A 19,900-nucleotide genomic window follows, 5' to 3' on the forward strand; every position below is an offset into this window, starting at 1 on the left:
AGGAGACAGTATTTGAAACATAAAATTATTAAAGTTGGCAACCTTGAGGTTGCCAACGATAGGCCCTTTACACTTTTCGGCGGAATGAATGTTTTAGAATCCAAAGAGATGGCTCTAAAAGTGGCGGAGAAGTATGTAACCGTCACGCGAAAGTTAGATATTCCTTACGTGTTTAAGGCATCGTTCGACAAGGCAAACCGCTCTTCTATTAGCTCTTATCGAGGGCCAGGGATTGATAAAGGCCTCGAAATTTTTCGAGCCATCAAGGAAGAGTTCGGCGTACCGATTATTACAGATGTGCATGAACCACATCAGGCGGCAATGGTTGCCGAGGTTGCAGATGTTATTCAGTTGCCGGCTTTTCTTGCTCGGCAAACGGATTTGGTCGAAGCAATGGCTAAAACGAAAGCGGTTATTAATGTAAAAAAACCGCAGTTCCTAAGCCCAGGGCAAATGAAAAATATTGTTGAAAAATTTGCAGAGGGTGGCAATGAAAACCTCATCCTATGTGAACGTGGAGCCTGCATGGGCTACGACAACTTAGTTGTCGATATGCTGGGTTTTCGCACTATGAAAGAAGTGAGTAATGGCTTACCCGTTATTTTTGATGTAACGCATTCCCTACAGTGTCGCGACCCCTTGGGCGCAGCGTCTGGCGGTCGTCGACATCAAACGGCGGAGTTAGCGAGATCCGGTATGGCCGTTGGGCTAGCGGGTTTGTTTATCGAAGCTCACCCGAACCCTGCAGAAGCTTTATGCGATGGTCCCAGCGCGCTTCCGTTGGAAAAACTGGAACCATTTTTGGCGCAAATGAAAGCGGTGGATAATTTAATTAAAGTTTTACCACCATTAGATATTCAATAGTTATTAACGTTAGTGTAAACAAAGAGAGACAGTCACTATGAGCAAGATTGTAGACGTAGTTGGTTTTGAGGTAATGGACTCCCGCGGTAACCCAACCGTTATGGCGGAAGTGGTATTAGAAAGCGGTGTCGTTGGAAGTGCATGTGCACCGTCTGGAGCCTCTACAGGTTCCCGTGAAGCCTTAGAGCTGCGTGATGGCGATAAAAGTCGTTACTTAGGTAAAGGCGTATTAAAAGCTGTTGCCAACATTAACGATACTATTAAACCTTTGTTAATAGGCAAAGACGCTGGCGCGCAACGTGAACTCGATAGCATTATGATCGATGCCGACGGCACTGAAAACAAAGGTAACTTCGGTGCGAACGCCATTTTGGCTGTTTCGTTAGCGGCTGCTAAAGCAACTGCCATCGACAAAGGTATTCCATTGTATGCCCATATTGCCGACCTAAACGGTACTTCTGGCCAATATTCAATGCCCGTACCCATGATGAACATCATTAATGGTGGAGAGCACGCGGATAACAATGTAGATATTCAAGAGTTTATGGTTCAGCCTGTTGGCGCACCTAGTTTTACCGAAGCATTGCGTATGGGCGCTGAAATATTCCATAGCCTGAAAAAAGTATTATCGGGCCGAGGTTTGAATACTGCCGTTGGTGACGAAGGTGGATTTGCTCCTAACTTGCCGTCCAACGAAGCGGCTTTAGAGGCTATTGCTGAAGCGGTTGCTAATGCTGGCTACAAGCTGGGTGAAGACGTAACTTTAGCGCTGGATTGTGCTTCTTCAGAATTCTATAAAGACGGCGTATACGACATGGCCGGTGAAGGTAAGACGTTTTCCGGTGAAGAGTATGCGGATTACCTAGCAGAGCTTTCGGCTAAGTTCCCCATTTTGTCTATTGAAGATGGCATGGACGAAAGTGATTGGGCGAGCTGGGAGATTCTTACCAAGAAAATTGGTGATAAGGTTCAGTTGGTAGGCGACGATTTGTTTGTGACCAACACTAAAATCTTGAAGCGTGGTATCGATGAAGGTATCGGTAATTCTATTTTGATTAAATTCAACCAGATTGGCTCTTTGACAGAAACGCTAGACGCCATCAAAATGGCTCAGGATGCAGGCTTTACCGCTGTAATCTCACACCGTTCTGGCGAAACCGAAGATACCACTATTGCCGATTTGGCTGTAGCCACTGCGGCGGGTCAGATTAAAACAGGTTCTTTGTCTCGTTCAGACCGTATAGCCAAATATAACCGTCTGCTTCGCATTGAAGCCGAATTGGGCGAAAAAGCGGTATACCGTGGCCGTGCAGAATTTAAAAACTAAGCGTTTGAGTGTAGAAATTTAATATAAGGCCGGCTATTGCCGGCTTTTTTTGTGTGCGGCTGAAACTCTTACTTTGTAGCGCATAACGGAACGAGTTGCAGGCCAATGAGTTGTCGATAAGCTGTATGCTTGAAGCTTCTACTTTACTTTTGTACGGATAAGCAATGAGCCGGCTGTAGTGTTAAACTGAGTCGGTTGGGCGGTAACCATTATATTGAGGGTTGCGTATTCTATTTTTTAATACTGTTTGAGTTATGACATGTCAGATAAATTTTTTTTCAAGGGTCGCCAAGCTATACGTGAAAATCACGTTAAATTTGGCTATGAAACAAACGCTATAAGCAAATCCGGGAGTAAAAAGTATCCTTTGACGTTAGTTGTTACCAGTGAAAAACGCAGGCAAGAAGTAGAAGCGTTGGTAGCGAAGGCTCACTTATATGCAGATATTAGCGTAGATAGCCGCGAGGGTGCCGTTGAATCTATTAGTGAACTCACTCTACACCTTAATAAAAGTGAAACAGTGACGCTCGATAAGGTGCCTGGGCGTAACGACCCCTGTAGTTGCGGTAGCGAAAAAAAGTATAAGAAATGTTGCGGCTAGCAGTTTGTAATTTTCTCGAAGACTAAGGCGTTTAATACAGTTATACCCGTATAAAAAAGCCGGCGACCCATCATGGGTCGCCGGCTTTGTTTTCCCTATCTACGTTCGGCCGAAAACAAAATAATTAAAGCTGTTGTGATAGGCTCAGCGTTTTTATACCGTGCTTTTCGTTTATAACATGCTTTCTTCATTACACACGACTTTTAACAGATCGCTCTGGTCTGTTTTGAAGGTGTTGTACCCACAGCCATCGCCACACAGAGCATAAATACTGTCTTCTTCCGCAGCCAATTCCCACGTTGTTCGGTTGCCATACAGTTCGCCTGGCGCTGTACAGAAGATGATGACATTACCGGGGATCTTAATGCTTGGCGAAGAACAGCTGCCGGTATTCGTAAAGGGTGAATATACGGAGAGCATATTACACGCAGGGCCGCTGCCATAATTTCGTTGTCGAGCAAACGCGACAGCTCGCTCGGTAGAGGGGCTGGGAAGGTCACATTCCATTCGGTCGTAAATGGTAGTGCCTTCGTTGACGATGGCAAAGGTAATTAATTCGCAATTCTGTGCTGGTTCCAGCGCACTTGCGTGGGCGCCCCAAAGGCAGGCGATACTCACACTCATGATGGTGGTTAATTTTTTAATCTGCATAGTAATGTCCTCAAAAGTTAATGATGTGCGACTCAACGCGTTCCATGTGTTGTGCACGTGCAGAACAATCTGCCATGAATGTGCTCTACGGCCTGTAAAGCATTACTTATTGCATAAAACCAAAAGTTTCACCTTGTCGAGAAACGAAGACAATTGTTTCGTTGCTATCTTGTTGAGGGTTTGCGAAGAGTGTTTGTGCTTGCCCGTTGGCAGGTAATGCGTTTGAAAGGCTGGCTGTAAAGGTGTTGCTGTGTTCAGTGTTTAAAGTGGCGACTGATAGCCGGCATTGAGTCGCTTTACATTGCACGTCGATTAACGAAAAGTCGGCCAGTGCTGGGCTTTCAAAGAAAAGATCCAAAAACACGTCCTCTTGTTCCGTTGCCCAGCTTGGATCTGGCTGTTCTTCTAAAAAATATGATTCCATTTTCTCTGAAAGATTAAAATTCTTATCGCCAACGATATGGGTGTTAATCCATGTGTTAAGTTGTGATGTAGTGTTGTCTACTGTGGGGGATGCAACGGTCTGAGACGCTTCCGCGGCGCGCTGTGATGCGGTGACTTGTGCTGCAGCGCTGTTTGTATCGGGGGAGCGGCTAAGTGTTGGGTTAGGCCGTAATAGTGAACTGTGTTGACCGTGCATTAAATGCTTCGGTAGTGAACCACTTTCATTTTGAATGGTGTCTTGAGTCGGAATGGATACATTGCACGTAGAGGTGTTGTTCTCAACGAAGTGACGTCCGGACCAATGCCCCATTCCAAAGAGCATCATCAATGACGGCACTGCTATGGCGATCGAACGTTTTTTCATACAGGCACCCTTTATTGATATCCAATGGCTTTATGTTGTTTTCTTCGTAATGCCGTTCTACGGTAATTTTTTAAACGGTATGTGTGCTTAGAAACACTAATTATTAGGTTTGTGCGGGCGGTAGTCCTGAAGAACATCTAAAGTTTTGGTTAAAAATAAAATTAACCTTTATTAAATGGCTAAATTAGTGCTAATGAACAATTGTTGATGTTATTTGTTTGTTTAAATTTCCATCTTAATAGTGAGGCGATAAATTACGAGGTCGAGATAAGGTGTGACGCTAGAGGAAAACATTGAGTTGTTGAAGAAGGTTGATCAGCAGGCGAACGGAAAAGGTATTGTAGTGATTTTAAAGTTGCGGATTTTTACGTTTTTTATTAGATAATGTATTAACTAATTTTTTCCTTACGTTATATTTCGGGGAAATTACTAATACCTAAACGTGTTGTCAGGGCAACAAAACGAGGTAATGTGCGCATGCCTGAAAATTTTGGTTCAACCTTTATCCATAAAAGTTTGAACGGTTCGTGTTTTTCAATGGCTTCAAGTAGATCCAGTGATTGCTCATGCTCTCCGGCGGCGGCGTGATAGCGAGCGGTGGAAAATGGTGGCGTACCTTGCCCAATATCGGCCAACTCTTTTTTGATATTAGCTAACCAGTGGTTGAGTTGTTTAAGGCCTCCATCGTTAAAGGCTTTGTTCGCGGAGGCGATATCCTCTTCTGAATAGCCAACTCTTTTAAATGACTGTAAATAAAATTCGAAGGCCTTTTTTTCTATGCCTTGTATTTCGTATAGTTTCATTCCTGATCGGTGATAATTGATAGAGTCTGGGTCTAGTGTAAATAGTTTTGCTAGGCTACGGCTTGCATTTTCGTAGTCTCCACCGATTGAAAATATCCATACATGAGAGGGCGATGCGTAATGCGCTGGTTTAAGGGACATGCCAATTTTGTTGTGGTGCAGAGCCCTATCAAAATTTCCCATGGCTAATAAACAGGTCGCGTAAGCGATATGGGCTTCCGCGAATTGCGGAGCTGCCGATATGGCGCGAATATAATAGTTTTTCGCAAGCAATAGATTGTGATGGATAAACATGCTCACTGACGCGAGCTGGTTTAACGACTGGTGATTTTTAGGGTTAAGGTAAATGGAGTGTAAAAATGCTTTCTCAGCTTCTGCGGCGTAAGTTTTTTTATGGGCAGGTGGTGAATAGAAATATTTGAATAGATACCCTTGCCCAAGGTAATAGTGGATCTCTGATGTGTTTGGATTACTGGTATCCAAGGAATTTAGTAATACAATCGCTTCGTCCAGTGTCTCTAGGGTGCGGTTGTTATCGGTAATGAGGTAGACGGATTTTAGGAAAAATTCGTCGGTTCGATAGTCTTGCATACCAAAACCGTTTTCGTCTTCGATATTTTTATCGGTTATTACGACATAGGCTACACTCGCGAGTAACACGGTTAGGAGGAGTGCAATCCCATAGCGGTAGAGTGTGAGGTTAGCTTTAGGTGGAGCTTTAATTATGTTGTCATTGGCCGCGCCAAAATTATGTTGAACAGGAACTAAAAGCCGATAACCGTAACCACTAATCGTTTCAATAAATGAAGGTGATTGGGGAGAGCAGCTAAATATTTTTCGTAAGTTACTGATAGCCACGGATAAAGTGTCGTCGGTTGGGTGTTTGCCTGCCCAAGCGGCTTCAAGAATAATGTCTTTCTTAACAGGCTCTCCATCATGCTCCGCGAGGACTAGAAGCACTTTTAATAAGCGCTTCTCTAAACGTTTTGATGTTCCTTCTTTGGCCGCAGAAGAGTGAATGGGGTCTATTAACCAGTCGCCAATTTTTATCGTTTCATTTGTATTCATAGGTGCTGAATGATTAGTACGCATAGATGTAGACGCTCAAGCTTACCACTTGGCTGTAGTCTTTGTATGGGTGCAAATCACTTATTGGCGGCATATACAGTATTCGGGCGGTAGTCCTGAAGAGCCTATGGCACATGTATCGTCATGTTTTTTTTGCGTCTATTTAATAGGGTTTAATCGGTAAAGTCTTTTCCAAAAAGTTATCGAGCAGGACGTTCTATACGGTTTTGGTAAAACAGTGATTATGTTCGCCCGCGATCTGAAAAATTTCTTATCCTGTAGGCTATGTTAATTGATCTAATTTTCTCAAGGCCAGCGATTTATTTGAGCGAATGAGGCTAGTCTATCCATACCTTTAAAGCAGAAGGGTTTTTGTCTTGCGTAGGCTGACCGTTGGGAGCGATGGATGTCGCACTTCTAACTTGATATTGAGGTATTTATAAAAAATATTACTTAAGTTTACCGGGGGTTGTCTTATGCCGCGTTGCGGTATCCAGCGTTCGGTCGAAAAGTGGCAGTGGCAGATTGAATTGAGGCAGAGGTTTTGCGTCGTGGGCTTTTACGGCGAGAGGTATTGCTTAGTGAACTCTGCTTATTAAGGTAGAGTACTGGCGCTGCCATTTTTATAAATACTGAGCGGCTCATTTCAATAGGAGGTATCTACCTGCGGGGTTATCTACGTTTTAACGAACCAAGTCTTAAGTTGTAACGAGTAGAGAAAGTAGGCATTCAATCAGATTTCCCGTGTGATAAAACTCACACAGGTTAAGTTCGCGCGCCCTTGTGAGGGGTTCTATGCGTTGCGTTAGTGTTTATTGATGTCGTTGCTTCGTTATTCGGAAAATGTACAAAGTGTTTGATTAAATCTTACGTGATTTGTGTGATTACACTAATAAAGTTAGTACTATGGATTTACTTCGTTAGTCCTTTTTTTTGTGTCGAGTAATCTAATTGCTTACGGGTATCATTCTATTTTATAGTCTTCCCTCGTGTAATTTTTAGTACAAAAGGCTAGCTTTTTTTTGTAGTACAAATGGGCTTGTTTATACATTGAACTACATGGTTAAATGCGGTTCTCAATTTTCTAGTTGATGGTATTACTGGGGTTCTTGTGGCTGTACGTCGTTGTTATGTAACTGTTCTTTTTGTCGATCTTTGTGCTTCCACAAAGCTGGGGGATGTATTAGACCCTGAATTATATGCTGATCTGCTAAGGCAGGTTCGCGAACTCGTTGAAGCGACAGTTATTGATTGCAGCGGTGTTGTTAATCAATTCTATGGTGATGGTGTATTGGCTATTTTTGGATTGCCAGAGCCGTTGGAAGATGATGTCACCCGTGCAATTAATGCGGCCCTAGCATTGCACGAACTGGTCGAAAAAATATCAGTTCCTCGCGTTAAGGGTATGCCCGAAAAATTGCAGTTTCACACAGGGTTAGACTCCGGTCTTGTCGTCGTTGAAGAAGGCGATTTTATTCAAGGGCGTTATAAAATAATTGGCGATAGTTTGAATACCGCGGCTCGCTTATCCGATGTGGCTGCGCCTGGCGAAATAATTGTATCTGAAAAAACAATTTCAGGTGTTCTTCCTTATTTTTCTACTCAGCGTATACAACCTCTTTTTCTAAAAGGTAAATCTGAAGCACTACAGGCTCACCGGATTTATTCTCAATCTAATGTTAGTTGCCGTTTCGAAGCCAGTGAAGTAAGGGGGTTTACCCATTTTATTGGTCGCGGCCGTGAACTGGCGGAATTAAGTCGTTTGTTTGCTGAAGTGGAAGCTAGCCACGGGAGAAGTGTTTGTATTGTTGGTGAGGCGGGCGTAGGAAAATCTCGTTTAGTTGATGTTTTTATTCAACAAGAGCGCTCGAATATGAGCGATATTCACCGTATCTATTGTAGAGAGGAGGATGATGCAGGGCCTATACAGCCTTTAGTCCAGCTCCTGCAGTCGGTCGCAGGTGTCAACGAGGTAGCCGATTACAAACAAATTAAAAATGGCCTAAAGCGTCGTTTTGACGAGTTGAGTGATGAGCAAATAGCGTTACTGCTTTCGTTTATGCGAGGGGCTGCTAACGGTGGCGCACCCGGAACGGTCAAAGGACATGAGGATATCGGCCGTGAACTCAAGCAAATTGCCGATGTTATCGTATTGGTTGTTGGGCTGATTACTGCTCACAAACCAATGGTGATATTTTTTGATGATTGGCAAAATGCAGATGAGCGTTCTCGGTATATTTTAAATTACGTACTCATCAAGACCACCCACCAAAAAATAATGGTGATTAGCACAACGCGAGCGGTGAGTGGTGAGCACGAAAGGCGTTTTAGCAATCAAATTACTGTGGGTACCTTTTCCTTTCAAGAGTCAAAACAAGTTGTCCATAGTCTAATTGATGAAAGCGAACTTGGTTTGGCGGTGCGTATTTACGAGCAATCGGGTGGCAATGCATTGTTTATCGAAGAGCTGTGTCGCTCAGCTATGGCCAGTGAGTTAGATCTAAGGGTCCTTAAAGATAGTTTGAAAATACCAACGTCTTTACATGGTTTAATTGCTGCTCGGATGAGCCGCTTAAGTGATGAGGGTCAAGCGATAGCGCGCGCAGCAGCGGTGATTGGTCATGTTTACGATATCCCGTTACTGGAGTTTGTTCTCGAACATGGTGTTGCAGAGCATCAAATACAAGCGTTGGTGGACGCCGGAATATTCTTCTCTTCTGATTCGCACCGAGCAATACATTTTAAACACGGTGTCATTAGGGATACGCTATACAGCGCAATAGGTTTGAAAGAGAAAAAAATGTTACATCAACGTGCTGTGGGGGCGTTGCTTGTTCATAACGACTCCGAGCCCGTTGAAGCGAATTATGAGCGTCTCGCCTACCACTACAGTCAGTGCGGCGATACGATCAAGACAATTGAGTTTGCCATTAAAGCGGGGAAAAAAGCGTTAGAGGTTGCTGCGTTGGATCGAGCGCGGTATCAATTATTTAACGCGCTCGCGGCCATGCGAGATCTTGGGCAAACGCGTGAGGTTATGATTCAGTATGTCGATGTAACGCGGCGTTACGCGTTAGCGTGTTCGTATTACCCTAATAAAAAAGACTTGGCTATTCTAGAGTATGCTCTAATTTGCGCGCATTTTATTGAAGATAATACGGCAATCGAGCAATCTGAATACTGGTTAGGTTGGGTGAACTATACACTTGGAAATGCGGATAAGGCGCTAATACATTTTCAGCGTTCTTATGCTGTTGTATCGGCTTCGGGTAATGGCATCTCATCTTCCTTTCGCTTGTTAACTCTGGGGCAAGCACTTTCAGCGTCGTCGGATAATAAAAAGGCCATTGAGTATTTTACAAAAGGTTTTAAAGGCGTTAATCCTGGCGAAATCGATATTTATGGCGAATTCGAATTAAGCTATGCACTAGCCTGCAGTGGAATGGTCTTGGCCGATATGGGTGATTTTGAAGAGGCCGAAAATAAATTAGTGGCATCAATGGAATTGATCACCGGTAAAGGTTTTGCGATAGAATCGTCGGTGTGTGCGTTTTATTCCGCTTCGCTTCTATGGCGCGGTGAATGGTATGACGCGATGCTATTTGGACAGCGCGCAAGGTTTCGTGCCGAGCAGGTAAATTCTCCCTATGCGTTTACTTTGGGTAAAGCGATGGAGGCCTATGCTAGCTGGAGGCTCTCTGCAACGCCTTCGGCCATTGCTGCATTGGAGCAGTCGCTCCAGTGGTTTGAAGGGAAGCAAATATACCTGCATCTCTCAATGGTTTATGGCTGGCTGTCGGAGGTAATGACTGAAATTGGTGAGTTGGCAAAAGCGGCTCGATACGCGAATAGCGGGGTGCAATGTGCTGCACGAGGTGACGTGATTGGTTCAAGTATGTGTTTGCGCGTGCTTGCAGAGCTTAGTGTAGGGGGCGAAGTAGAGGGGTTAGAGAGTGCAGAGCACTATATTGCAAAAGCAAAAGCGAATGTAAAACATCGCGATTCAAAGCACGAAATGGCCGTCGTCAATCTTCAGGAAGCACGTATTGCCATGCTAGAAAACGATTTGGTTACCGCAAAGATACTTGTGAAAAAAGCGTTGCTTGAATTTAATAAAATGGGAATGCACTGGCATTTTCAACAAGCGGAACGTTTATTGTCCGACCTCAAGGTAAATACAACGGAGCCGGCTTAGGCGTTGCATAGCATTGTCCATGCGATGCGCTTTTTCGTCCGTTAGAATAGGTACTGGAACAGTGCCTTACCGCTAAAAGCGGCTGCTTGTCGAAATGTTGCACGAATCGCCCTAAATTGGCTCGATTATCCTTAAATTTTTTGTTCTAAATTGAGTCTTGAAATTCCACTAAATTCAAACAAATGTTAGACTTCTGGGGTAAGTAGGACAATTTTTAAAAAAGGAATGGAGTGAAATATGGAGCCGTCGTACCATCAAGATGGAGTGGAAACTCAGAAAATAGTTGCGTTACTTGCAGAAAGTAGTTTGATGCAATCACTCAATGAAATTCAGCTGGAGCACGTAGCGCGTAGTTTTCGTATACGCACGTATTTAGCAGAGCAAACAGTGATCACTCAAGACGAAGAAAGTGCCGATGTATATTGCCTAGCGCGTGGCAGTGTAAGAGCAACATTATTTTCGCCTTCTGGGCGAGAAATATCCTACCAAGAGCTGAGTGTAGGCGATTTTTTCGGTGAGCTATCGGCCATCGACGGCGCGCCGAGATCTACCCATGTTATTACGAATGAGGCAAGCCGCTTCTTGGTTTTATCAAAAAGTAAATTTTTAGAGCTTCTGCAACAATACCCCCAAATGGGTACGGCCGTGTTACAAAAAATGGCTGGGCTTGTACGGTTTTTGTGCGATAGAGTGTACGAATACAGCGCTCTGGATGTCAATTGTCGTGTGCGTAGTGAGCTGATACGTATCGCTCAAACTAAAGGGGTGCCGGTTGATGGCGGCATATTGATCGACCCGATGCCTACCCATCAAGAACTGGCCAGCCGCATAGCCACTCATAGAGAGGCCGTCACACGAGAGTTAAATCGAATGGCGAAAAGTGAGGGCATTATTGTTCGTAAGGGTAAGGGGGTACTGGTTCCCGACCTTAACGTATTAAAAGCGCTTGTACCCTAGTACTTAAAGCGTTCATCGATGTTCTGCTGTCGGTGTTCTATATAGTCTGGAGCCGGTGCTGAGTATCGTACATTCTTCGGCTCATTGTCTCTTAAACCATTACGGTAACGGGTAGTGTTCTGCTACTCTTTATCTGTGAGTGAGTGATACCTACGTATCCGTCGTACTCTCCCCCAACATATCAATGTTAAATCCCTTTCTTGCGCTAGATGTAAGCGGGGTATTTAGGTGTAATCTTGTAAATGGAGTTTGTTGTGAATTTGATTGCCAAGTTTTTTAAAATTATAAGTTCTGAAACAAATCCCTGGCAAATTGCCTTTGCAATTATGTTAGGCATGATGGTGGGTATTTCACCATTAATGCGGTTGCACAATGTTGTTATTGTGTTTTTGGTGTTGTTTTTTAGAATTAATATTGCCACTTTTCTACTAGCTATCGCAGTGTTTTCTGGCGTCGCTATAGCGCTGGACCCATTGCTGATATCGGTGGGCGAAAGTATTTTAACGTCCTCTGGTGCAGAATCTACTTGGCAGGTTTTTTATAACTCTAGCTTTGGTCGTCTTTCTCAATTTAATCATACCTTAACGATGGGAAGTTTTGTTACGGGCTTAGCTATGGCTATCCCTTTGCTTTTACTGAGTAAAGCGTTTGTTGTGCAATACCGAGACAAAATTATGGTAGCGGTGAATAAAATGCAGATAGTACGAATGTTGAGAGCGAGCACTTTTTTTCAGCGTATGTCAGGGTTGGGAGATTAAGGTAATGAAAGTTATCCGTTGGAGTGGGCTAGGTATTTTTATTGGTGTAATGAGTGTGATATTACTCGTGACACATTTTTTTATGGATAGTTGGATTCGTACTGGCTTCGAAATGGTGGCCTCCGATACGGTAGGTGCAGAGGTGAATGTAGGGCGAGTTGAGCATTCTTACCGACCATTCGGTGTCACCTTGGTTGGGCTGCAAATTACGGATATCGATAAGCCTACGCATAATAAGGTGCAGGTAGAGTCCATTGCAGCGACCATTGATCTATGGCCGCTGTTAATGAATAAAGTCATTGTTGAGCAATTAACGGTAGCGAAATTAGAGTTTGATGTGAAGCGCGTATCTGTAGGCGCTGTGTTTCGCGAATCGGCGGTGAGAACGTCTAAAGAGGATGATAACGATACAATCGGTTTGGGAGTGGAAATCCCAAGTGTTGATACTTTATTGGCGAGTGCTTCCCTGAAAACACCGACGGCACAACAAGCGTTGGAAGATTCTTATCACGCTCACGATCAAGAGCTACGGCAACGCTACAATGATCTACCCGACGAAAAAGTACTGGAGCACTACGAGGAAAAAATTAAAGCGATAACGGAGCGCGACTATGGAACACCGGCCGATTTTCTCACGGCACAAGAAGAGTTGAGCGCGCTAAAAAAAGAATTGGAAGTAGAGAAGAAAAAGCTAAGTGTATTTAAAAATAGCGCTAGTCTTGCTTCGAAAGATATCGGGGTCAAAATTGCGGGACTCAAGGCTGCGTCGGAAGACGATTACGATAATCTAAAAGGAATGCTCGCAGGCGATTTAGCGGGTTTGAGTGAAATAACCGCTTTGTTGTTTGGTGAGCAAGCGAAGGCTTGGTCGAAGCGATTGTTTTCGGCGTACAATATTATTGTGCCAATGCTAGAGAGTAAAAAGGCGCAAGATCTTGATGTGGAGCGAGCTTCTGGTCGATGGGTTGAATTCTCTGAAACAGGGCCTCTTCCTGATTTTTTGATTAAAAAGGCGCATTTTTCGGCCGTATGGGAGGGGCAAGGGTTTGATTCGACCTGGCAGGATATTACGACCGAGCATGATGTATTAGGCCGGGCGACAACGTTTAATGTTGCCTCTTTAAATACACAAAAATGGAAGTCGTTAAGTTTGGACGGAGATTTTTGGCTTGCGGCATCAGGGTTGAAAGCGAATCAAAAGTGGGCAGTGGAAGAAATCGTGTTAAATGAACTGTCACTTTTCGCCGATAATGCGCTAACGGGTGAGCTTAAACAGGCAAATCTTAATAGTGTTGGAGATTTGAGTATACGAGACGGGGAAATGCTTGGTGTAGGTAACATCGATTTGATTGATCTAGTGCTGAAAATGGAGGGGCGCAATACTTTTACGTCGAATGTTGCAACGATGCTAAATGAGTTAAAAAATATTCGTATGGAGGCGGGTGTTACCGGTGATTTTCAGAATCCAGTGTTTAGCTTAGCGTCTGACCTTGATAAACAGTTGCAGAAATCGCTTGCTTCGGGCGTTGGCGCTGAAGGCCAGGAACGGTTAATTGAATTACAGAAAAAGCTTGGTTTAATGGGCAGCGATACGGTTGATGCGGGTAATGGAAAGCTCGGCGATTGGCGTCAATGGCAAGATATTGCTAACGGCAAAACCGAAAGCATTCAGGGTATGTTAAACGCTAAGCTAGAGGATCAGATAGACAAACAGAAAAGTCGTTTGGAAGATGAATTAAAAAAGCGGTTTTTCTAACCGGTTTTAATGGCCCAAAAAATATCCGGAAAAGCGTTGTAAGGCATCACCGGATATTTTTTGGGTTTTGAATAATCTTGTTTTAGATGTTATGACGTTACGTTTCTTGTTTGTTGGCTAGAGTGTGTCGATGATGCGTTGCTAAAAAATCAATTATTGGCCCTGAAGGCACGACACCTGTTGGATTTATTGTGTCGTGGCTTTCATAATAATGTTTTTTAATGTGGGTCATGTTGATCGTGGCTGCGACGCCTTTATGTTGATATAGATCTCGAGTGTACGCCCACAGGTTAGGGTAATCGATAATGCGTTTTAGATTACATTTGAAATGTCCGACATAAACTGCATCGAAGCGAATTAACGTGGTAAATAATCGCCAGTCGGCTTCGGTAATGGCGTTACCGGTGAGATAACGTTGATGCTCTAAGCGCTTTTCTAGCCAGTCAAGCGTTTCAAACAAGGGCGTTATCGCTTCTTCATAGGCCTGTTGTGTTGTGGCAAAGCCTGCTCGGTAAACACCATTGTTCACGGCCTCATAAATTTTCTCGTTTAGAGTCTCTATTTCAGTGCGTAATGCCTTCGGGTAGTAGTCGCCAGGCGTGGCTCCAACATCGTCAAACGCTGAATTAAACATTCGGATAATGTCAGCGGATTCGTTGCTTACAATCGTATTTTGCTTTTTATCCCACAGTACGGGTACGGTTACGCGGCCAGAATAATCGGCATCGGCGGCGGTGTATATTTCATGATAAAACTGTGCGTTTTGTATGGGATCGGCTATTACTCCGTCGCCCGACGCAAATGTCCAGCCCTTTTCCCGCATATACCAATGAACAACGGAGATGTCGATTATGTCTTCCAACCCTTTTAGCGCCCTGAATATCATGGTGCGATTCGCCCATGGACACGCTAATGAAACATAGAGGTGGTAGCGGCCTTTTTCAGCCTTGAAACCGCCTTGCCCTGTAGGGCCAGCGCTGCCGTCAGTTGTAACCCAATGCCTAAATTGGCTTTTAGAGCGCTCAAAGTGTCCATTGGAGGCTTTGGTGTCGTACCAGTGGTCTTGCCATTGGCCGTTAACGAGTAAACCCATAATGATTGTTGTCCTTAGCGTGCAGAATTTTGAAGTTTAGCATTACAGTTTTGCGGTACGGCTGTCGAGTGAAAAGGCGCCCGCACCCGAACTGACCAAAAGTAAAAAGCCACCTGCAATGGACAGGTTTTTCATAAAGTTGATCATTTCGCTTTGATTACTGAAATCGTTATGAAATAGAAGCGCCGATACCACGGTAAAGCCTGCCATTAGTAATGCCACAACACGCGTGTGCCAGCCAATCATAATCGCCAACCCGCCGACTATCTCCACCACAATCGCGATGGGCAGTAAAGCGCCCGGAACCCCCATAGATTCCATCCAGCCTTGCGTGCCTTCATAGGCGCCGATTTTACTGTAGCCGGAGGTTACAAATATAAGCGCAAGTAGAATGCGGCCAATAGGCGCGGATAATAATTGAATAGTGTGTTGCATTGATAATTCCTTAAGTGATTTAACGGTATGGGAGCTATTCTATTGATCTTATATTGGGTGATAAACAGGCTCTATTGGAATACACTGTTGTTGGAATTAGAACAATGGAGAGGGGTGATGGGTCAATTAGAAGATATGCAGGTTTTTGTTCGTGTGATTGAGGCCGGTGGGGTAGGAAAGGCTGCGGATCAACTGGGGCTTGCTAAATCGGCGGTTAGCCGTCGATTAAAAGAGTTGGAGGCACGGTTAGGCGTAGAGCTGTTGTATCGAACGACGCGGCGTTCTAGTTTAACGGAGTCGGGTCGGCATTATTATGAGCGTTCGTTGAGTGTTATTGACGATGTGTCTGAGTTGAATGCGCAAACGGCGGATCGCAGTAGTTTACTGATGGGCACGTTGCGTATTGCCGTTCCGGTTTCGTTTGGGCTAGCGCACTTGGCGCCGGCAGTCTCAGATTTTATGGGGAAGCACCCTGGTTTGAATATCCAGTTGAACTTCTCTGATCGGCATATCGATTTAGTGGAAGAAGGTGTTGATCTTGCTTTTCGTATTGGTGACCTTGCCGATTCAACATTGCGCGCGCGAAAAATCTCCCCCATTCGTATTATTCTGTGCGCAAGTCCCTGCTATTTGGCAGAAAAGGGCGCGCCTCAGGTACCTAGCGAGTTAAATGATCACGCATTATTGAAGTATAACGCGAGTTCGGACAGCGACTGGCGGTTGATGGAGCCGAACGGTAAGGAGCACAGGGTGGCACTGCAGCCTGTAATTTCCGCAAATAATGGTGACTTTTTACGTGATATGGCGGTAGCAGGTAAAGGTATCACGGCTACGCCGACCTTTATTTCGTGGCAAGCGATTGCAAAGGGTGAGCTAGTCCCTGTGTTGCCCAATTATGCGCTGCCTTTGCTTCACGCATACGTGGTGTACCCTGGAGGGCGGTATTTACCGCAACGTGCGCGTTTATTTATCGATTTTCTGGCCGAACGATTTGGAGAGCAGCCTTATTGGGATGCTACTACGGCACCTTTTGTGTAGTGAAATGTTACTAAACAAAATGTTTTTGTTATTGAAAACGGGATCGTTCGGCTGTGAATCGTAAAACCCTGATTAACGCTGATCTATTCATTCCCTTTTGATGATAGCTGATGGCAGAATAGGCACAATTCCATTTGCGTACGTTGTTCGTTACGTTCGAATTTACCTTAAGAGTTAAGGCTTTAAGCATGGTCGAAAAAGTTGTCATTAGTGGTACTGGGTTGTGGAACCCGCCTTACGTCATTACCAATGAAGAGTTAGTGACGAGTTATAATGCGTGGGTTGATCATTGGAACAATGAACATCAGCTGGCCATAGCTGCAGGGGAGTGTTTAGAAAAGCCCTACTCAAGTGCCGAGTTTATTGAAAAAGCATCAGGTATAAAACAGCGATTTGCGTATATTAAAGACGGCATTTTAGATGTTAGTCGTATGCGGCCGAGTATCCCTGCTCGTGCCGATGAGGCGTTATCGGATCAAGCTGAAATAGCGCTAAATGTTGCTCGAAAGGCAATGGTCGCCGCAAATAAACAGCCTCAGGATATAGATGCAATTATTGTGTCGTGTGCAATGACTCAGCGTGCGTTTCCCGCTATTGCGATAGAGGTTCAGCATGCATTGGGTGTTAAAGGATTTGCGTTTGATATGCTAGTGGCCTGTTCGGCCGCGACGTTCGGTTTGCACCGAGCGTACGATATGGTGAAGGCGGGCACGGCGAAAACGGTGTTAGTGATAAACCCTGAGTTAACGTCTCCTTTGGTGAATTATACCGATCGTGACAGCCATTTTATTTTTGGTGATGTGGCGACCGCCGCGATCGTTGAAGAAGGTGCGTCGTCAACCGGTGAGCACGTATGGGAAATTTTGGGCACACACGCCGAAACTGTTTTTTCTTCGAATATTCGCGCTAATTTTGGCTATGTGAATCATGCAAATGATTCCGACCCGGCATCTAACGATAAACTTTTTTCGCAAAAGGGTCGCAAAGTATTTAAAGAGGTATGCCCTATGGCTGCTACGCATATTAATACACACTTACACCGTAGAGGTGTGGATATTGTCGACGTAAAACGTTGGTGGTTACATCAGGCCAATATTAATATGAACCTGTTAATTACAAAAAAAATATTAGGCCGTGATGCTACTGCTGAAGAAGCGCCGATTGTGCTAGACCAATATGCCAATACGGGGTCAGCAGGCTCCATAATTGCGTTTCACTTACACCAAAAGGATTTAAACCGTGGTGATATCGGTTTGTTATGCTCTTTTGGTGCAGGTTATTCCATTGGTAGTTTAGTACTGAAAAAACAGTAATAGTTGCTTGGGTGTCCTTTTACTTTATGTTTAAGCGATTATCGCAAGTAATAATATAGCGACAATATTGGTGATTTTTATCATGGGGTTTATTGCTGGTCCTGCAGTATCTTTGTATGGGTCACCTACGGTGTCGCCGGTCACGGACGCTCTATGAGCGTTCGAACCTTTTCCTCCTTGAGCGCCATCCTCAATCATTTTTTTTGTGTTATCCCAAGCGCCGCCACCAGAGGTCATGGAGATAGCGACAAACATTCCTGTCACAATTGTACCGAGAAGCATCGCGCCTAAGGCAGCGAAGGCGGCGGATTGGCTGGCAACGCCATACACAACACCATAGATAAGAATGGGTGCGAGAACGGGCAAGAGTGACGGGATTATCATTTCCCGAATAGCCGTTTTGGTTAGCATATCGACACAAGCACTGTACTCGGGTTTTGTCGTCCCTTTTAGAATACCGGGTAAATCTCTGAATTGACGACGTACTTCATTGACAACCTCTCCTCCAGCGCGCCCCACGGCTTGCATGGCAATGGACGCGAACAGATAGGGAAGCGAGCCGCCTATGAATAATCCAATGACAACGTACGGGTCGGAAAGTGTGAAGTTTACCGATAGTGTGGGGAAGTAATGTTCTAGGTCTGCGGTGTAGGCCGTAAACAAGACCAAAGCCGCAAGACCAGCAGAGCCAATAGCGTAGCCTTTAGTGATGGCTTTAGTGGTATTGCCAACGGCATCTAAGGCATCCGTTATATTGCGTACTGTTTTGGAAAGGTTAGCCATTTCTGCGATGCCGCCAGCATTGTCTGTGACAGGACCAAAGGCATCTAGCGCAATCACTATACCGGCTAATGCCAGCATTGTGGTTGCGGCAATTGAAATACCGTATAACCCTGCAGCACTATAAGAGGCCACAATACCTGCACAGATTACCAATACGGGTAATGCGGTGGCCTCCATCGAAATAGCCAACCCTTGAATAATATTTGTGGCGTGTCCAGTAGAAGATGCTTGAGCAATCATCTTAACGGGGCGATGATTCGTACCCGTATAGTATTCTGTAATGAAAACAATCAGCCCTGTAACGACTAGGCCAGTGAGCGCGCATAGCGCGAGAGAAAACCCGGTAATGTCGAGGGTACCAATAGAACGACTAAATCCGAATTGCCAATAGGTGACAGCGGCAATGAGTAGCCCCGACATAATGGCGCTAGCGAAAAACCCTCGGTACAACGCATTCATAATATTGTTATTTTTACCTAAACGAACAAAAAATGTAGCGAAAACACAGGCGAGTATGCAGACGGCGCTAATAAGCAATGGGTACGCCATTAATTGAATGCGCGTTTCACCGCTAAAATGTAAGGCACCTAGGAGCATGGTCGCCACTAGTGTGACAACATAGGTTTCGAACAAGTCTGCGGCCATACCGGCGCAATCGCCAACGTTATCGCCTACGTTATCGGCAATAACGGCTGGGTTTCTTGGGTCGTCTTCAGGAATGCCCGCTTCGATTTTTCCTGAAAGGTCTGCACCTACATCGGCACCCTTGGTAAAAATACCTCCACCTAGCCGTGCGAAGATTGAAATTAAAGAAGCGCCAAAGCCCATTGCCACAAGCGATTCAAGAATATGGCGCGAACCTTCACTGGTAAGCACATCAAATTGATTTAAAAGCACGGCGTAGTAAAGCGTAATGCCCAAAATTGCCAGTGCGACCACCAGCATTCCGGTAATAGAACCTGAGCGAAAGGCAATGCTAAGTGCTTCGGCTAAGCCAGAACTGCGCGCGGCTTCTGCGGTACGTACATTGGCTCGTACCGAAACAATCATGCCAATATAACCGGCAATGCCGGAGAGAATAGCCCCGATAAAAAAACCGGTGGCCGCCCATCTATCCAACAGGAACCCTAAGGTAAACCCAATACCTGTACCGACTATCGCAATGGTGATGTATTGCCGGTTTAGGTAAGCTCGAGCACCTTCTTGTATAGCCTCAGAAATGTCTAGCATACGCTCGTTGCCCGTTGGCGAGCGGAGTATGGCGCGTGTCGCGTAAAGGCTATAAGAAAGTGCGATAATAACTGCGCTAAAAACAACAATGTAAGTGAACAACATGCTAATGCCTACGGCTCAATGGTAGAGCGTGGTGGGGTGAAGATTTATACGTTATCACTCAGAACGTGAATCGTTTGGATCTATATCAAGAATGAAATAGCTGTATAGCCTAGGT

At 44.8% G+C, this 19,900-nt stretch carries 15 protein-coding genes; 9 read left to right on the forward strand and 6 right to left on the reverse strand.

Going from position 1 to position 19,900, the window contains the following annotated elements; genetic code table 11:
• Positions 1 to 12: 12 nt before the first annotated feature.
• From kdsA to H5647_RS10720, 3 genes are all read left to right on the forward strand, one after another.
• A complete protein-coding gene (kdsA, locus tag H5647_RS10710) occupies positions 13 to 864 on the forward strand; it encodes a 3-deoxy-8-phosphooctulonate synthase (RefSeq protein ID WP_045858481.1) in 852 nt (283 codons plus the stop codon).
• 37 nt (positions 865 to 901) lie between these two features.
• Entirely contained in the window at positions 902 to 2,191 is a 1,290-nt protein-coding gene (eno, locus tag H5647_RS10715) for a phosphopyruvate hydratase (RefSeq protein ID WP_045858483.1), read from the forward strand.
• A gap of 259 nt (positions 2,192 to 2,450) precedes the next feature.
• Entirely contained in the window at positions 2,451 to 2,792 is a 342-nt protein-coding gene (locus H5647_RS10720) for a PBPRA1643 family SWIM/SEC-C metal-binding motif protein (RefSeq protein WP_045858485.1), read from the forward strand.
• Between the two features lie 171 nt (positions 2,793 to 2,963).
• Here H5647_RS10720 and H5647_RS10725 read toward each other — a convergent pair whose 3' ends face one another.
• The 3 genes from H5647_RS10725 to H5647_RS10735 all read right to left on the reverse strand — a co-directional run bounded on the left by H5647_RS10725 (position 2,964) and on the right by H5647_RS10735 (position 6,146).
• Positions 2,964 to 3,443: a hypothetical protein gene (locus H5647_RS10725; RefSeq protein ID WP_045858487.1), complete on the reverse strand. Its 480-nt coding sequence runs from the start codon at positions 3,441 to 3,443 to the stop codon at positions 2,964 to 2,966.
• Between the two features lie 106 nt (positions 3,444 to 3,549).
• Positions 3,550 to 4,251, reverse strand: coding sequence for a hypothetical protein (locus H5647_RS10730; protein ID WP_045858489.1), 702 nt, complete (start codon positions 4,249 to 4,251; stop codon positions 3,550 to 3,552).
• Between the two features lie 410 nt (positions 4,252 to 4,661).
• Entirely contained in the window at positions 4,662 to 6,146 is a 1,485-nt protein-coding gene (locus H5647_RS10735; RefSeq protein WP_045858491.1) for a helix-turn-helix domain-containing protein, read from the reverse strand.
• Positions 6,147 to 7,233: 1,087 nt separating this feature from the next.
• Between H5647_RS10735 and H5647_RS10740 the strand changes: the two genes are divergently transcribed.
• From H5647_RS10740 to H5647_RS10755, 4 genes are all read left to right on the forward strand, one after another.
• Positions 7,234 to 10,317, forward strand: coding sequence for an ATP-binding protein (locus H5647_RS10740; RefSeq protein WP_045858493.1), 3,084 nt, complete (start codon positions 7,234 to 7,236; stop codon positions 10,315 to 10,317).
• Between the two features lie 237 nt (positions 10,318 to 10,554).
• Positions 10,555 to 11,274, forward strand: coding sequence for a Crp/Fnr family transcriptional regulator (locus H5647_RS10745; protein WP_052692016.1), 720 nt, complete (start codon positions 10,555 to 10,557; stop codon positions 11,272 to 11,274).
• 254 nt (positions 11,275 to 11,528) lie between these two features.
• Positions 11,529 to 12,032 (forward strand): TIGR03546 family protein, encoded by a 504-nt coding sequence (locus H5647_RS10750; protein WP_045861308.1) that lies wholly within the window; start codon positions 11,529 to 11,531, stop codon positions 12,030 to 12,032.
• 4 nt (positions 12,033 to 12,036) lie between these two features.
• Positions 12,037 to 13,788, forward strand: coding sequence for a TIGR03545 family protein (locus H5647_RS10755; protein WP_045858495.1), 1,752 nt, complete (start codon positions 12,037 to 12,039; stop codon positions 13,786 to 13,788).
• Positions 13,789 to 13,885: 97 nt separating this feature from the next.
• Here the strand turns inward: H5647_RS10755 and H5647_RS10760 are convergent, their stop codons facing one another.
• On the reverse strand, positions 13,886 to 14,881 hold the full coding sequence (locus H5647_RS10760) for a glutathione S-transferase family protein (RefSeq protein WP_045858497.1): 996 nt from the start codon (positions 14,879 to 14,881) through the stop codon (positions 13,886 to 13,888).
• Between the two features lie 42 nt (positions 14,882 to 14,923).
• Entirely contained in the window at positions 14,924 to 15,316 is a 393-nt protein-coding gene (locus H5647_RS10765; RefSeq protein ID WP_045858499.1) for a DoxX family protein, read from the reverse strand.
• Positions 15,317 to 15,433: 117 nt separating this feature from the next.
• Between H5647_RS10765 and H5647_RS10770 the strand changes: the two genes are divergently transcribed.
• Positions 15,434 to 16,354, forward strand: coding sequence for a LysR family transcriptional regulator (locus H5647_RS10770; protein WP_045858501.1), 921 nt, complete (start codon positions 15,434 to 15,436; stop codon positions 16,352 to 16,354).
• A gap of 188 nt (positions 16,355 to 16,542) precedes the next feature.
• Positions 16,543 to 17,667 carry a beta-ketoacyl-ACP synthase III gene (locus H5647_RS10775; RefSeq protein WP_045858503.1) on the forward strand — a complete coding sequence of 375 codons (1,125 nt, stop codon included), beginning with the start codon at positions 16,543 to 16,545 and terminating at the stop codon, positions 17,665 to 17,667.
• A gap of 30 nt (positions 17,668 to 17,697) precedes the next feature.
• On the opposite strand, the gene H5647_RS10780 is transcribed toward H5647_RS10775, so the two are convergent.
• A complete protein-coding gene (locus H5647_RS10780; protein WP_045858505.1) occupies positions 17,698 to 19,785 on the reverse strand; it encodes a sodium-translocating pyrophosphatase in 2,088 nt (695 codons plus the stop codon).
• Positions 19,786 to 19,900: the final 115 nt, after the last annotated feature.

The organism is Teredinibacter purpureus (genome assembly GCF_014217335.1).
GTDB classification, from domain to species: domain Bacteria; phylum Pseudomonadota; class Gammaproteobacteria; order Pseudomonadales; family Cellvibrionaceae; genus Teredinibacter; species Teredinibacter purpureus.

Coding starts and splice junctions, on each gene's coding strand:
- eno (WP_045858483.1), top strand. CDS start 902: ATGAGCAAGATTGTAGACGTAGTTGGTTTTGAGGTAATGGACTCCCGC.
- H5647_RS10720 (WP_045858485.1), top strand. CDS start 2,451: ATGTCAGATAAATTTTTTTTCAAGGGTCGCCAAGCTATACGTGAAAAT.
- H5647_RS10725 (WP_045858487.1), bottom strand. CDS start 3,443: ATGCAGATTAAAAAATTAACCACCATCATGAGTGTGAGTATCGCCTGC.
- H5647_RS10730 (WP_045858489.1), bottom strand. CDS start 4,251: ATGAAAAAACGTTCGATCGCCATAGCAGTGCCGTCATTGATGATGCTC.
- H5647_RS10735 (WP_045858491.1), bottom strand. CDS start 6,146: ATGCGTACTAATCATTCAGCACCTATGAATACAAATGAAACGATAAAA.
- H5647_RS10745 (WP_052692016.1), top strand. CDS start 10,555: ATGGAGCCGTCGTACCATCAAGATGGAGTGGAAACTCAGAAAATAGTT.
- H5647_RS10755 (WP_045858495.1), top strand. CDS start 12,037: ATGAAAGTTATCCGTTGGAGTGGGCTAGGTATTTTTATTGGTGTAATG.
- H5647_RS10760 (WP_045858497.1), bottom strand. CDS start 14,881: ATGGGTTTACTCGTTAACGGCCAATGGCAAGACCACTGGTACGACACC.
- H5647_RS10765 (WP_045858499.1), bottom strand. CDS start 15,316: ATGCAACACACTATTCAATTATTATCCGCGCCTATTGGCCGCATTCTA.
- H5647_RS10770 (WP_045858501.1), top strand. CDS start 15,434: ATGGGTCAATTAGAAGATATGCAGGTTTTTGTTCGTGTGATTGAGGCC.
- H5647_RS10775 (WP_045858503.1), top strand. CDS start 16,543: ATGGTCGAAAAAGTTGTCATTAGTGGTACTGGGTTGTGGAACCCGCCT.
- H5647_RS10780 (WP_045858505.1), bottom strand. CDS start 19,785: ATGTTGTTCACTTACATTGTTGTTTTTAGCGCAGTTATTATCGCACTT.